Here is a 14,199-nt window from a genome sequence, read left to right as displayed (position 1 = left end):
AACAAGAAGTTAGTCTCCGTGAATATAAACGTCGCAGATTTGTTAAATGGGAATTACATCCTGTTATTATTTGTGGTCCTGGCTCTTGGCCTGTGTCTTGGCAAGTTACGTCTGGGTTCAGTCCAACTTGGTAATTCCATTGGCGTTTTAGTGGTCTCTCTATTATTAGGGCAGCAACACTTCAGTATTAACACCGACGCGCTAAATCTGGGATTTATGCTGTTTATTTTTTGTGTCGGCGTCGAGGCTGGCCCCAACTTTTTTTCGATTTTTTTTCGCGACGGTAAAAATTATCTGATGCTTGCCCTGGTCATGGTCGGTAGCGCTCTGCTAATCGCCTTAGGCCTTGGTAAGCTATTCGGCTGGGATATCGGCCTGACGGCCGGTATGCTGGCTGGCTCAATGACCTCCACGCCCGTGCTGGTTGGCGCAGGCGATACCCTGCGACATTCCGGCATCGCCAGCACCCAACTCTCCTCCGCTCTTGATAATCTGAGCCTGGGCTATGCCCTGACCTATCTGATTGGCTTGGTCAGTCTGATCGTGGGCGCGCGCTACTTGCCTAAACTACAGCATCAGGATTTGCAAACCAGCGCCCAGCAAATTGCCCGCGAGCGCGGTCTGGATACCGATGCTAATCGCAAGGTTTATTTGCCGGTTATCCGCGCCTATCGGGTTGGTCCGGAACTGGTGGCCTGGACTGACGGCAAAAACCTGCGCGAGCTGGGTATTTACCGCCAGACAGGCTGCTATATAGAACGTATTCGTCGTAACGGTATTCTGGCGAACCCGGATGGCGATGCGGTGCTGCAAATGGGCGATGAGATTGCGCTGGTCGGCTATCCGGACGCGCACGCCAGGCTCGATCCCAGCTTTCGTAATGGTAAGGAAGTGTTTGATCGCGATCTGCTTGATATGCGCATCGTGACGGAAGAAATTGTGGTGAAAAACCACAATGCGGTCGGTCGCCGCCTCGCTCAGCTCAAGCTGACCGATCATGGCTGCTTCCTTAACCGCGTCATCCGCAGCCAGATCGAAATGCCTATCGACGATAACGTCGTGCTGAATAAAGGCGACGTGTTACAGGTGAGCGGCGACGCCAGACGCGTAAAAACCATCGCCGATCGCATTGGTTTTATTTCGATCCATAGTCAGGTGACGGACCTGCTCGCCTTCTGCGCTTTTTTTATCATCGGGTTAATGATCGGGATGATTACCTTCCAGTTCAGCAATTTTAGTTTCGGCATCGGCAACGCGGCCGGATTGCTGTTCGCCGGGATCATGCTCGGTTTCCTGCGCGCTAACCATCCTACCTTTGGTTATATTCCACAGGGCGCGCTTAATATGGTGAAAGAATTTGGCTTGATGGTGTTTATGGCAGGCGTTGGTTTAAGCGCCGGCAGCGGTATCAGCAACGGTCTGGGCGCGGTCGGCGGACAAATGCTGATCGCCGGGCTTGTCGTCAGCCTGGTACCGGTGGTGATCTGCTTCTTGTTTGGCGCTTATGTGCTGCGCATGAACCGGGCGCTGCTGTTCGGCGCCATGATGGGCGCGCGTACCTGCGCCCCGGCGATGGAAATCATTAGCGATACAGCGCGCAGCAATATTCCAGCGCTGGGTTATGCGGGGACTTACGCCATCGCCAACGTTCTGCTAACGCTGGCGGGGACGCTTATTGTCATCATCTGGCCGGGGTTAGGATAAAACTGAAGTTTGCCTTTAAGTGAAAAAATTTTGCCAATAGGTCGAACTTTTCGTTAAAGCATCAGTCATACCTATTGCCACTGCTTTTCTTTGATGTCCCCATTTTGTGGAGCCCATCAACCCCGCCATTTCGGTTCAAGGTTGGTGGGTTTTTTGTTGCCTGACGCAGAGTGACACGACATTGACTCTCCGGCGATTCGCTTTACCATCTGTAAAATCGCTTCACGCGCCAGCGGCGTTCTATCCGTTACAAAATGCAGCGTCATCCCCTCGATAAACGCATCCAGCGCGCGGGCGGTCTGCGCGTCAAACCACTGCGCCAGCGTATTCTGGCTACGCTGCATCCAGTTTTGCATGACTATTTTTAACGCTGGCTTATCGCTGGCATAGGCATATAACTGATACATTAACGCCATATTATCCGGCGTCGTAACCTGCGAGCCGTAAATCATTTCCGTTATCGCCTGGCACGCCCCCTCCGCATCCGTCACCTGCGCAAAAAAATCCTGGTATTGACGCGACATGTTCTCGGTGAAAAGTGTAAAAGCTTCACTCAATAACGCATCCATACCGGTAAAATAGTAGGTCATTGAGCCAAGCGGCACCTGAGCGATAGCGGCGATTTTCCGGTGCGTCACGGCATGAACGCCATAGGTCTTTACCGCTTCCAGTGTGGCCTGAATTATTTTTTCCCGTCGCTTAGGATCATTGGCGCGTCTTACGGCATTTTCTTTCATGATGAGTTCCACATCTCATTCAGGATGCAGGCGATAGTAGCCTGCCGCTTACGCTGAAAAAACAGACAGTAAAAACTGTCTGCACAACGAAGTATGACGACGATATGTACAAATGTACACAAGCTTGCTAATGTTTACCTCTCGCTTCTATTTTCTGGCCTGACGCTATGACCGTCCTCTCCTCACGTAACGCCTTAAAACGCCGTACCTGGGCGCTGTTTATGTTCTTCTTTTTACCCGGACTGCTGATGGCCTCCTGGGCAACCCGAACGCCTGCTATTCGGGATATTCTTTCCGTCTCTACCGCGGAAATGGGGGCGGTCTTATTCGGGCTTTCTATCGGTTCAATGAGCGGTATTCTTTGTTCCGCCTGGCTGGTGAAACGATTTGGCACCCGGAAGGTTATTCGCACGACGATGACCTGCGCAGTAACCGGGATGGTTATTCTTAGCGTCGCGCTGTGGTGCGCCTCGCCGCTGATTTTTGCCCTTGGATTAGCCGTTTTCGGCGCCAGTTTTGGCGCCGCCGAAGTGGCGATTAATGTCGAAGGCGCGGCGGTCGAACGCGAGCTGAATAAAACCGTTCTGCCGATGATGCATGGTTTCTACAGTTTCGGCACGCTGGCGGGCGCTGGTGTCGGCATGGCGTTAACCGCATTAAGCGTCCCGGCTAACATCCATATCATCCTCGCGGCTGCCGTGGCGATCGCGCCCATTTTTATCGCCATTCGGGCGATCCCTGACGGTACGGGTAAAAACGCATCGGAAGATGCTCACCTTCAGGAAAAAGGATTACCTTTTTATCGGGACATCCAGCTTTTGCTTATTGGCGTGGTGGTGCTGGCAATGGCATTCGCCGAAGGCTCTGCGAATGACTGGCTGCCGCTACTGATGGTAGACGGACACGGTTTTAGCCCAACCTCCGGCTCTCTGATCTACGCCGGTTTCACGCTTGGTATGACCGTTGGCCGCTTTACCGGCGGCTGGTTTATTGACCGCTATAGCCGGGTGACGGTTGTTCGCGCCAGCGCGTTGATGGGAGCGCTGGGCATTGGCCTGATTATTTTTGTCGATAGCGACTGGGTTGCCGGCGTCTCGGTCATTCTTTGGGGCTTAGGCGCTTCGCTCGGCTTCCCGCTGACCATTTCCGCCGCCAGCGATACCGGTCCCGACGCGCCGACGCGCGTGAGCGTTGTCGCCACGACCGGCTATCTGGCGTTTTTGGTCGGGCCGCCGCTGTTGGGCTATCTGGGAGAGCATTATGGATTACGCAGCGCCATGATGGTTGTGCTGGCGCTGGTTATTCTGGCGGCGCTGGTGGCGAAGGCCGTCGCCAAACCTGTATCGACTCCGCAACCGGTGATGGAGCATAACGCATGAGTATCAAATTAATCGCCGTCGACATGGACGGCACTTTTCTGAGCGATCAAAAAACCTATAACCGTGACCGGTTTATGGCGCAGTACCAACAAATGAAGCGGCAAGGCATTCGCTTTGTCGTGGCCAGCGGCAACCAGTATTACCAGTTAATCTCGTTCTTTCCGGAAATTGCGCACGAAATCGCTTTTGTCGCGGAAAACGGCGGTTGGGTGGTCAGCGAAGGAGAGGATATTTTTAACGGCGAGCTGACAAAAGCCGACTTCCAGACGGTTGTCGAACACCTGCTCACACGCGCCGATGTGGAGATTATCGCCTGTGGAAAAAACAGCGCCTATACGCTGAAACGGTACAACGATGCGTTAAAAGCCGTTGCGGCAATGTATTATCATCGTCTGGAGTTTGTGGATAATTTTAATAACATCAACGATGTCTTTTTCAAATTCGGCCTTAATATTACCGATGAACGGATACCGGAAGTACAGGCGGCGCTGCACGACGCCATTGGCGATATCATGGTCCCCGTTCATACCGGCTATGGCAGTATTGATTTAATAATTCCCGGCGTGCATAAAGCCAACGGCCTGCGTCTGTTACAGCAGCGCTGGGGCATTCATGATAGTGAAGTGGTGGTATTCGGCGACGGCGGCAACGATATTGAGATGCTGCGTCAGGCCGGGTTTAGTTTTGCCATGTCGCACGCCAGCGAAGCGGTCGCGGCGGCGGCGAAATACCGCGCCGGATCGAACAACCAGGAAGGCGTGCTGGATATCATCGACAGCGTATTAAACAACGAGCCGCCGTTTAACATCTAGCGGATGCCTCTCTATGCCTGATAACAGAAAGCTTATCAGGCGTAGCCGCTCTCTCAGACTGTTTGCAAATTGCCCGTCCGCTTATCTTTTAAGAAGACCAGCATCAGCAGTAGCCAAAGAATACCGTTTGCCAGATTAAACAGGCTAAATAGACCATTGCCGCCACTTAACCAGGCGTGTTTACTGACTTCAATGCCAACGGTAAAAATCAGCATTTGTAGCATTCCCATCGCCGCCGAGACCGTTCCTTTACTCATATCGCTGGAAAAGAGCGTCAGACGCACCAGTCCGGCATTCGCCAGCCCAATGCCAAAAGCGTATACGCTTAATCCCGCCGTCATCCATAAATAAGCATGGGATGAAACCACCGTCGCCGCCGCGGCGATGATCAGCCCCGCGACGATAGGCCAGCCGCCCATCACGATCAGCGAGCGAACCGTACGTCGGGAGGTTAAACGCGCCAACACCAGATTACCGGCAATGAGCGCGCCAAAAACGGGCACCTGCAGCAGACCATATTCATAGCTGCTGAGCTGTTCGCCGCTAATGATGATAATCGGCGACTGCGCAATCCAGGCCAACAGCGGCAGGCTGACAAATCCCAGCGCTAACGCCCCTGCGACGAACCGCCGGTTTTTTATCACCAGCCGATAATCCCGGCCAAGCGCCTTAAATGACAGCGTTTCGCCCCGCCGCGTGGCGGTCTCCGGCATTGCGCGCTGTAGCCCGAAAAAGGCGATAGCGGCCAGTGCGGCAAATAAAATAAACATCCCCTCCCACGGCAGAACATGCACCCACGCCGCCCCAACCAGTGGTCCCAGTAGCGGCGCGATTAACGCCACGTTCGCCATCAGCGCGGTAATTTTTATACACACCGCTTCCTCAAAGGATTCCTGAATAGCGGCATACCCTACAGCGCCGATAAAACACAGGCTAATCCCTTGCAAAAAACGCAGGAAGGTAAATTGTTCGATGTTTTTCGCCAGTAACGTCGCCAGGCAGGTGACAATAAACCACACGACGCCCGCCAGCATCACGGGACGACGGCCAATCCGGTCAGACAACGGGCCAAGCAGCCACTGTAAGAACATACCGCCCGCCAGATAAGCGGTCATGGACGTCGGAACCCAGTCCAGGCCCGCCTGATACTGCTCAACCACCGCCAGCATACCCGGCTGGATCATGTCGTTGCCAATATAAGTAGAAAATTCGTACAGCACCAGACAGAGAGGAAAAAGTAGCGCCTGACGTCCCAGCCTGCCGCCTGATTGTAAACGATTCTGCATACCATCTCTTCGCCAATAAAAACCGCGCAGAGTGTAATGAAAGTCGGGGAACTGAGATAGCGAATTATGAGGCTGCAAGGGAAATAGCGCACATTTTTACAGAAAGCCGCTTAGCGCTTGCGTACTTTAAGGTTAATTTAAGTTTGCGCCGTTATCATCGACATTATTTTATGCCATTGTCTTAAATCTCTTCATGTTGCCGCCAAATAAGACAATACTGCTTTTCCTCCCTGTTACGCTGCATTTATGCTCAGTTTGCACGGGGATGAGCTGGCTATCCCTTTTGATTTCATTGCTCCGAGCCTGGATGTTATGCTGGAAAACCTTAACAACTCGCTGTTTTATTTTATTAACGCCACGCCTGATTCCGCGCAGTGGACGATTTCGCTCGCTATCTTTATCGCCAAAGATGTCATCAACATCGTCCCGCTCTTAGCCGTGGTACTCTGGCTGTGGGGTCCCCGCGATCGGGTCTGCGCCCAGCGTCAGCTGATCGTTAAAATCGGCATCGCGCTGATTATCAGTCTGGCGGTCTCCTGGACAATGGGACACCTTTTCCCGCACGACCGTCCATTTGTCGATCATATCGGCTATAACTTCCTGCATCATGCCGCCGATGACTCGTTCCCCAGCGATCACGGTACGGTGATTTTTACCTTTGCGCTGGCGTTTTTGTTCTGGCACCGCCTCTGGTCAGGCATCGTGATGATGGCGATAGCCATGACCATCGCCTGGTCGCGCGTCTATCTCGGCGTACACTGGCCGTTAGATATGATTGGCGCGCTGCTGGTAGCGATGCTTGGCTGCCTGAGCGCACAGCTGATCTGGCAATGGTACGGCGCGCCGCTCTACCAGGCGCTGCAACGTTGTTACCGTTTCTGTTTCGCATTGCCCATTCGAAAAGGCTGGGTACGTGACTAAATAGCGAAAAAAAGAGTAATATTAAGCGCTCTGTATGGTGCGGAGCGCTTATTTAACTCTCCAGGGGAACTATGGAAACGCGACGCGACGAGCGTATTGGTCAATTGCTGCAGGCCTTAAAACGCAGCGATAAACTTCATCTTAAAGAAGCCGCGACCCTGTTGGGCGTCTCTGAAATGACCATTCGTCGCGACCTGAACCATAAAAGCGCGCCTGTCGTATTGCTGGGCGGCTATATCGTACTGGAGCCCCGCAGCGCCAGCCATTATCTGTTAAGCGATCAAAAATCTCGTCTGGTGGAAGAAAAACGCCGAGCCGCTCAGTTGGCTGCGGGCCTGGTACAAGCGCATCAGACGGTATTTATTGACTGCGGCACCACCACGCCGTGGATCATTGAAGCCATTGATAATGACCTTCCCTTTACGGCGGTGTGCTATTCACTTAATACCTTTCTGGCGCTGCAGGACAAACCCCATTGCCGCGCCATCCTCAGCGGCGGGGAGTTTCACGCCAGCAACGCCATTTTCAAACCGCTTGATTTCCATGAAACGTTAAACAATATTTGTCCGGATATCGCGTTTTATTCCGCCGCCGGCGTTCATACCAGTAAAGGCGCTACCTGCTTTAATCTGGAAGAGCTGCCGGTAAAACATTGGGCAATGACAATGGCACAGCGCCATGTACTGGTGGTGGATCACAGTAAATTCGGCAAGGTACGTCCGGCGCGGATGGGGGAATTATCACGCTTTGATACGATTATCAGCGACCGCCGTCCCGACGAGGCCTTTGTGGCCTACGCTAAAGCGCAACAAATTACTCTGATGTATTAACCGCCCGTTGCCGGATGCGACGCGCACCCGGCAACGGAGTTATTTTACGAGAACCAACTGCCAAACCACTGATGGAGTTTCATCAGCACAAAATCCCACATCCGGCTGAAAAATCCCCCCTCCTCGACGTTTTCCATCACCATTAACGGGCGTTGCTCAATGGATTTTCCGTTAAGCTGGAAATCGATGGTGCCGACAACCTGCCCTTTCTTCAACGGCGCCGTGAGCTGTGGTTCGTTCAACGTAAAGCTGGCCTTCAGGTTTTTAAGCTGCCCACGCGGAATCGTCACAGACCCCGCATCGCCCGCCCCCAAATTGACCTCACGCTTATCGCCAAACCAGACCCGTTGCGTCACGAATGTCGCGTCAGGTTTAATCGGCGTGACCGTTTCAAAGAAGCGGAAACCCCAGGTCAGCAGTTTTTCTGACTCATTAAAGCGAATACGGTCCGTTTTCGCCCCCAGCACGACAGAGATCAGGCGCATATCGCCCTGGGTGGCGGAGGCGACAAGGTTATACCCAGCGCCTGCCGTTGTCCCCGTTTTCATGCCGTCGACATGCAGATTGGTGCTCCACAACAGGCGGTTGCGGTTTGGTTGACGAATATTATTAAAAGTAAATTCTTTCTCTTTATGAATGGCGTATTCGTCAGGCACATCGTGAATCAAGGCCTTGCCGAGCAACGCCATATCGCGAGCGGTACTGAACTGCCCTGGCGCATCAAGACCGTGTACCGTCTGGAAGGTTGTATTCGTTAATCCCAGTCGTTTCGCATAGGCGTTCATCAGGCCGATAAAGGACTCCTGGCTTCCGGCGACGTAGTCGGCAAGCGCGATACAGGCATCGTTACCTGACTGAATGATGATGCCTTTATTAAGATCCGCAACCGACACCTGATCGCCTGGCTTCAGAAACATCACCGACGACCCACGTAGCGCCGGGTTCCCCGTCGCCCAGGCATCTTTGCCCACCGTCACCATATCGGTCAGCTTGATTTTCCCTGCCTTCAGCGCCTGGCCCACCACGTAGCTGGTCATAATTTTTGTCAAACTGGCAGGGTCGAGTTTCTCATCGGCGTTGCCTTCCGCCAGTACTTTACCGCTGGCGTAATCCATTAAGATCCAGGCTCGCGCATCAACGCCCGGCGGCGCGATCGTTTGTTCCTCTGCCTTTACAGGCGAAGCGAAAAGGAATAAGAGAACCGAACCTGCCGCGAGGCTACGAAGGGAAGAAGCGTATTGCGTCATAGTACCACCCGAGTATCCATTCCAAAAACACACGTCACACCACCGTGTAATAAGTGCGGTGAGTAATAACGCACTCACGACGTTAAAGAAACCGTAACTTGGTAAAGTTTTTAAAGTTTATGCAATAACATCCCGTTACGCTTCCTTCATAACGATTTTTTTACAGACCATTGTGTAAATGTTAGGTTTATCTCACGGTAGGCCGATTACTGTCATCATCCTGATAAAACGGAAGGGGTTAATATGATTACGCTGTGGGGCCGGAACAACTCGACTAATGTTAAAAAAGTGTTGTGGACGCTTGAAGAGCTGGAACTGCCATACGATCAAATTCTGGCAGGCGGAAAATTCGGCGTTAACCAGGATGCCGACTATCTGGCGATGAATCCTAATGGGCTGGTGCCGCTGCTTAAAGATGATGAAACCGACCTGTTATTGTGGGAATCCAATGCCATTGTCCGCTATCTGGCGGCGCAATACGGCCAGAACCGGCTATGGGTTGATAATCCGGCGCGGCGTGCGGAGGGCGAAAAATGGATGGACTGGGCGAATCAAACGTTGAGCCCGGCGCACCGCGTGATCCTGATGGGACTGGTCAGAACCCCGCCGGAAAAACGCGATCAGGCGGCAATTGAAGCCGGTATCGAAAAGTGTGACAGCCTGTTTGCGCTTCTTGATGATGCTCTGGCCCACCAGCCGTGGTTCTCCGGGGATAACTTTGGCACCGGCGATATCGCTATTGCGCCTTTCGTCTATAACCTGTTGAACGTGGGTCTGAAGTGGACGCCGCGCCCGAATCTGGAGCGCTGGTATCAGCAGCTTACCGAGCGCCCTGCTTTTCGCAAAGTGGTGATGATCCCGGTGACCTAACGCGTGGCTGCAGGACTTACCTTGAGTAACTGCCCGTCGGACTCATCGGTTAACACATATAAGTAGCCGTCAGGTCCGACACGCACATCCCGAATACGCTGATTTCTGTCACCCAGAATACGGCCTTCTTCCGTCACCGTATTGCCATCGACGCGCATCACAATGACCTCTTTATCTTTTAGCGCGCCGATAAACAGTTTGTGCCGCCACGGCGCAAAAACGTCGCTGGCATAAAAAGCCATCCCGCTGATCGCCGGAGAATCCTTCCAGTAGTAAACCGGTTGCTCCGTTCCCTCGACAATTTCACCTTTGGCTTCCGGCACTTTCAGACCACTATAGTTGACGCCCCATGTGGCCAGCGGCCAGCCATAATTTTTGCCTTTTTCCGGGATGTTAATTTCATCGCCGCCGCGCGGACCGTGTTCATGCAGCCATAGCGCGCCGCTCCAGGGATTGATGGCCAACCCCTGCGGATTACGAATACCGGCATTGTACATGGCAAGATCAACAACCTGCCCTTTCATGCCGGGCTGACAGGCGCGGTATTCATAGTCGACCTGAAAGCTGCGGCAACATGCCTGACAGCGGTAATGCTGGTGCCCTGCACTCCCCGGACCATACTTTTTAACGGATGCCGTTTGCGCGCAAAACGGGCATTTCACATCGACTTTAGCCATCATAAATCCTGCGATAAAAGTCGGTATTCGAAACGATAATCAACGATTGAATACATGATCGTTTTCTGGGGATTTCACTGCATGTCATGATGGTTTACTCCTGCGATGAATAAGAGAACGGCGTTTAACCATAAAATCAACATGCAGCGGGTCGAGAATAAAGATTATTAACGGAGTGATACCGACTTGAATCCGCCGAGTACTTTTTAGAGTATGTTCCATTCTTCGCGCCGGAATCCCTGAGTAATAGCCTGTCTGATCTAAAATGGAGATCAGAAAAATATGACACAAGCTGTTGCATAACATGGATAAAATGGGTAGTCATGCTAGCGAGATAAGACAATGAATGTATTCATTACTGATGCTGGTCGCTTATCGTGGTTACAGTGTGATCCTTTTTGCTCCGCTGGTAGCACTTGGCGCAGTTCTGTTCACCCGTCCAGTGACGGTCGCCCCGGTTTTCAGTGATATATTTATGGATAAGTTGATCGGTTTTGTAAAACTTTATTTTCCTGTCTTTCTGCTGGGGGCAGTATTTGGCAAGCTGATTGAATTTGCTGGTTTTTACTACTCAATTGTCAGTGCTGTGACCTGTATGGTGGGCCAGAACAAAGCCATGCCGATGATTATTCTTGTATGCGCTTTATTGACCTATGGAGGCGTATCATTGTTTGTGGTGGCGTTTGCCAATCTGTTCTTTACTTGGCTGATTCCACATATTTACGGTGATCAGTTTATGATAAATCTGCCGGGGCTGAAAAAACCGCTGTAAACGGGTTAACCTGATGACCACGGGGAGCAGGTATTAGCATCTACGTTACAACGGTTCCGACAATATGTCTGACCTGACCCCCTGTCAGCGGTCACCAGCGTCCTACCAGATCCGCCCCGGATCATGGTAGGGCGGTGACACCGTCAGCCTACATTTTGTAGTTATCTCGACGTGACAGGAATTCGGATAGGCCGAAATACTCAGTCTGACTGAGTCTATAAAAAAGCAGCACACTGTATTATACGTTAATTATGAGCCACAACGATGCACTTTGATATAAAAGATTTAAAATTATTCCTTGCTATCAGTGAAGAAGGGAGCTTAACACGTGGAGCGGAAAAAACTTACATGTCTGCCGCATCTGGTAGCGTGCGTATACGTAATCTTGAACAGAGTATCAATCTGAGATTGCTGTATCGTAGTAGCAAGGGGATAACGTTATCCTCTGCTGGTGAAACATTTAAACACCACGCCAGCCTTATTGTGAATCAGATGGAAATGTTACGTAGCGATATGCAGGAGCATGTTAAAGGCATCAAAGGACATGTCAGAATATTTTCCAGTATAACTGCTATTGCAGAGTATCTCCCCCCATTGTTGAGCCATTTCCTTACACTATATAACGATGTGAATATTGATCTCAGGGAGTATCCAAGTCCGGAAATTGTACGTTCTGTTATTGAGGGGAAAACTGATCTCGGAATTGTTGCTGGTAATATTACAACAGATAATCTTGAAATACTGCCGTTCCGTACTGATAGGCTAGTGCTTATCACCGCGACAGACCATCCCTTTGCTGACAGAAAAAGCGTGACCTTTCATGAATTAATTCAATATGAACAAATCAGCCTGCCTGAAGGGACAGGAATGTTTGAATTTATCCGAAAAAAGGCAGAACTAGTACCATCTAAACTGAAAATTAGAATACAGGTCGGCAACTTTGAAACATTTTGCCGTATGGTTGAAGCAAAAGTGGGCATTGGTATAATGCCTCACTCTGCTGCATCCCGTTTGCGTCAGTTGCATGAATTTTCGATTATTGATCTTGATGAATTTTGGTCATTAAGAAAATTACAAATCTGCGCCAGAAGCTTTGACAAATTACCCGGTTTCACACAAAAACTGGTTACTATGCTCACAGCTCAGACTGAGTGATAGCGTTACATCCCTGTATAATTTGGTCCGTTGCCACCTTCAGGCGTAGTCCAGGTTATATTTTGTTTAGGATCTTTAATGTCACAAACTTTACAGTGAATACAGTTCTGTGAATTTATTTGCAGACGCATGTTTTGTGTTTCACTATCCTGTAAAAATTCATATACTCCGGCAGGGCAATATCGTTCTTCGGGGCCACCATAAATATCCAGATTAATGGATATAGGGATATTCTGATCACTGATTTTCAAATGTACTGGCTGGTCGTCATCATGCCAGGTGTTACTGAGATAGACGGATGACAAAATATCAAACGTCAGTTTACCGTCAGGTTTGTCGTACAGTTTTTTCTGGCTTTTGTTGGCCGGTTGCAGAGTGATATTGTCCGGTCGGTTATTTTTTACACGCCAGGGGATTTTTTTTATACCCATTCGGGGAAGCAGCCAATGCTCAATGCCAGTCATGATAAAACCTATCACACGCCCTTTTTTAAACCAGGGTTTGAAATTACTACCATTTTCCAGTTCCTGCCAAAGCCAGCTCTGTCGCAGTAATGTTTGATATTCTGTCAGTATGTCGTTTTTCCTGTTGTCCAGCAAAGCATTAAATATAGCGTCAGCCGCTATCATGCCACTTTTGATAGCTGTATGGATGCCCTTGATTCTACTTGCATTGAACGTACCGGCATTACAACCAATCAGCAGACCACCAGGTAAACAGGGATCAGGCATAGACGCAATCCCGCCGTTATTGATTGCTCTTGCGCCATAACCAATACGCTTACCCCGGTCAATGTATTTGCGTATAGAAGGGTGTGTTTTCAGGCGCTGCATTTCCTGAAAAGGGCTTAACCAGGGATTTGAATAATCAAGTCCCACAACCAAACCTAGTGCAATTTTATTATCATTAAGATGATAGAGAAACCCACCCCCGAACGACTCTTTATCCAGAGGCCAACCTGTGGTGTGAATTACAAGCCCCGGATGGGACTGGTCTGATGGAACCTCCCACAACTCTTTTATGCCTATGCTAAAACTCTGGGGTGCTTTGCCTGTATCAAGATGAAATTTTTTGATCAGTTCTTTAGCCAGACTACCGCGGGCCCCTTCGGCAAAAATTGTATATTTTGCCAGAATTTCTATTCCACTCTGGAACCCCTCTTTCTTGCTGCCATCCCGATGACGTCCCATATCACCAGTTACTACACCGATAATGTTAGTATCCTGATCATACAGTATCTCAGTTGCCGAAAAGCCTGCATAAATATCCACGCCTGACGTTTCTGCCTGACCGGCGAGCCATTTAATGAGATTACCGAGGCTTACGATAAAGTTTCCATGGTTGCGAAAATTATCAGGAATCAATGCATCCGGCAAATTAATACATTTTTCATTCGTCAGTAACAGTAATTTATCCTGAGTAACAGGCTGTTTAATGGGTGCGCCTCTTTCCTGCCAATCAGGAATTAGTTCATTCAGCGCTCGGGGATCCATGACTGCCCCACTGAGAATATGAGAACCAGGCTCAGCTCCTTTATCAAGGACGATAATGGACAGTTCTTTTCCTGCATCATTTGCCTGTAATTTAAGTTTAAGAGCTGCAGATAATCCGGCGGGTCCTGCTCCCACAATAAGAACATCACATTCTATTGTCTCACGTGATTGCTGGGTATTAGAAAGTGTATCGTTCATTATTAACTCCTTAATTTTTCAGCACCGTAGGAACAGCTATATTATGTAAATAAAATTGCATTCATATTGTAACCAATGAAATAAATATCATAGTGATAAAACAGATGAAATGGTATAG

12 protein-coding genes and 2 pseudogenes are annotated in these 14,199 nt (G+C 50.3%); 8 read left to right on the top strand and 6 right to left on the bottom strand.

Annotated elements, in window-relative coordinates:
• The first annotated feature begins 18 nt into the window (after positions 1 to 18).
• The gene (locus tag J4650_RS17845) at positions 19 to 1,704 is read left to right on the top strand and encodes an aspartate:alanine antiporter (RefSeq protein ID WP_001024853.1); all 1,686 of its coding nucleotides are present in this window, start codon (positions 19 to 21) and stop codon (positions 1,702 to 1,704) included.
• A 116-nt stretch (positions 1,705 to 1,820) separates the two neighbouring features.
• Here J4650_RS17845 and J4650_RS17840 read toward each other — a convergent pair whose 3' ends face one another.
• A complete protein-coding gene (locus J4650_RS17840; RefSeq protein ID WP_023993613.1) occupies positions 1,821 to 2,441 on the bottom strand; it encodes a TetR/AcrR family transcriptional regulator in 621 nt (206 codons plus the stop codon).
• Positions 2,442 to 2,608: 167 nt separating this feature from the next.
• On the opposite strand from J4650_RS17840, the gene J4650_RS17835 reads away from it, so the two are divergent.
• Together J4650_RS17835 and J4650_RS17830 are read left to right on the top strand one after the other, a co-directional pair.
• Complete coding sequence (locus J4650_RS17835; protein ID WP_000217430.1) at positions 2,609 to 3,820, top strand: MFS transporter; 1,212 nt, start codon at positions 2,609 to 2,611, stop codon at positions 3,818 to 3,820.
• Positions 3,817 to 4,632 (top strand): Cof-type HAD-IIB family hydrolase, encoded by an 816-nt coding sequence (locus J4650_RS17830; RefSeq protein WP_000023553.1) that lies wholly within the window; start codon positions 3,817 to 3,819, stop codon positions 4,630 to 4,632. The genes J4650_RS17835 and J4650_RS17830 overlap by 4 nt, the downstream gene beginning before the upstream one ends.
• A 53-nt stretch (positions 4,633 to 4,685) precedes the next feature.
• On the opposite strand, the gene J4650_RS17825 is transcribed toward J4650_RS17830, so the two are convergent.
• Positions 4,686 to 5,918 (bottom strand): MFS transporter, encoded by a 1,233-nt coding sequence (locus J4650_RS17825; RefSeq protein WP_001181284.1) that lies wholly within the window; start codon positions 5,916 to 5,918, stop codon positions 4,686 to 4,688.
• Between the two features lie 312 nt (positions 5,919 to 6,230).
• Here J4650_RS17825 and ybjG point away from each other — a divergent pair, with 312 nt between their 5' ends.
• Together ybjG and deoR are read left to right on the top strand one after the other, a co-directional pair.
• On the top strand, positions 6,231 to 6,839 hold the full coding sequence (gene ybjG, locus J4650_RS17820) for an undecaprenyl-diphosphate phosphatase (protein ID WP_023181381.1): 609 nt from the start codon (positions 6,231 to 6,233) through the stop codon (positions 6,837 to 6,839).
• 71 nt (positions 6,840 to 6,910) lie between these two features.
• Positions 6,911 to 7,669 (top strand): DNA-binding transcriptional repressor DeoR, encoded by a 759-nt coding sequence (gene deoR / locus J4650_RS17815; RefSeq protein WP_000450104.1) that lies wholly within the window; start codon positions 6,911 to 6,913, stop codon positions 7,667 to 7,669.
• A gap of 44 nt (positions 7,670 to 7,713) precedes the next feature.
• On the opposite strand, the gene dacC is transcribed toward deoR, so the two are convergent.
• The gene (gene dacC / locus J4650_RS17810; protein ID WP_000195712.1) at positions 7,714 to 8,916 is read right to left on the bottom strand and encodes a serine-type D-Ala-D-Ala carboxypeptidase; all 1,203 of its coding nucleotides are present in this window, start codon (positions 8,914 to 8,916) and stop codon (positions 7,714 to 7,716) included.
• A gap of 243 nt (positions 8,917 to 9,159) precedes the next feature.
• On the opposite strand from dacC, the gene J4650_RS17805 reads away from it, so the two are divergent.
• Complete coding sequence (locus tag J4650_RS17805; protein WP_000631907.1) at positions 9,160 to 9,786, top strand: glutathione S-transferase family protein; 627 nt, start codon at positions 9,160 to 9,162, stop codon at positions 9,784 to 9,786.
• Here J4650_RS17805 and J4650_RS17800 read toward each other — a convergent pair.
• Positions 9,783 to 10,283, bottom strand: a pseudogene (locus J4650_RS17800) (PQQ-dependent sugar dehydrogenase); the annotation flags it as partial. The gene J4650_RS17805 and the pseudogene J4650_RS17800 sit on opposite strands and share 4 nt — an antisense overlap.
• Positions 10,263 to 10,463, bottom strand: a pseudogene (locus tag J4650_RS17795) (IS1 family transposase); the annotation flags it as partial. The pseudogenes J4650_RS17800 and J4650_RS17795, both read right to left, overlap by 21 nt.
• Positions 10,464 to 10,809: 346 nt before the next feature.
• Here J4650_RS17795 and J4650_RS17790 point away from each other — a divergent pair.
• Together J4650_RS17790 and J4650_RS17785 are read left to right on the top strand one after the other, a co-directional pair.
• The gene (locus tag J4650_RS17790; RefSeq protein ID WP_000287110.1) at positions 10,810 to 11,235 is read left to right on the top strand and encodes a GntP family permease; all 426 of its coding nucleotides are present in this window, start codon (positions 10,810 to 10,812) and stop codon (positions 11,233 to 11,235) included.
• A gap of 264 nt (positions 11,236 to 11,499) precedes the next feature.
• A complete protein-coding gene (locus J4650_RS17785) occupies positions 11,500 to 12,390 on the top strand; it encodes a LysR family transcriptional regulator (protein WP_000545335.1) in 891 nt (296 codons plus the stop codon).
• A 5-nt stretch (positions 12,391 to 12,395) separates the two neighbouring features.
• On the opposite strand, the gene J4650_RS17780 is transcribed toward J4650_RS17785, so the two are convergent.
• A complete protein-coding gene (locus J4650_RS17780) occupies positions 12,396 to 14,081 on the bottom strand; it encodes an electron transfer flavoprotein-ubiquinone oxidoreductase (protein ID WP_124234996.1) in 1,686 nt (561 codons plus the stop codon).
• Between the last annotated feature and the right edge of the window lie 118 nt (positions 14,082 to 14,199).

Origin of the sequence: Salmonella sp. 32120201201600049SM (genome assembly GCF_017572835.1) — a bacterium.
Taxonomy (GTDB): domain Bacteria; phylum Pseudomonadota; class Gammaproteobacteria; order Enterobacterales; family Enterobacteriaceae; genus Salmonella; species Salmonella enterica.
Note: the sequence above shows the minus strand (reverse complement) of the source record. Positions and strands in the feature narration are given on the sequence as shown.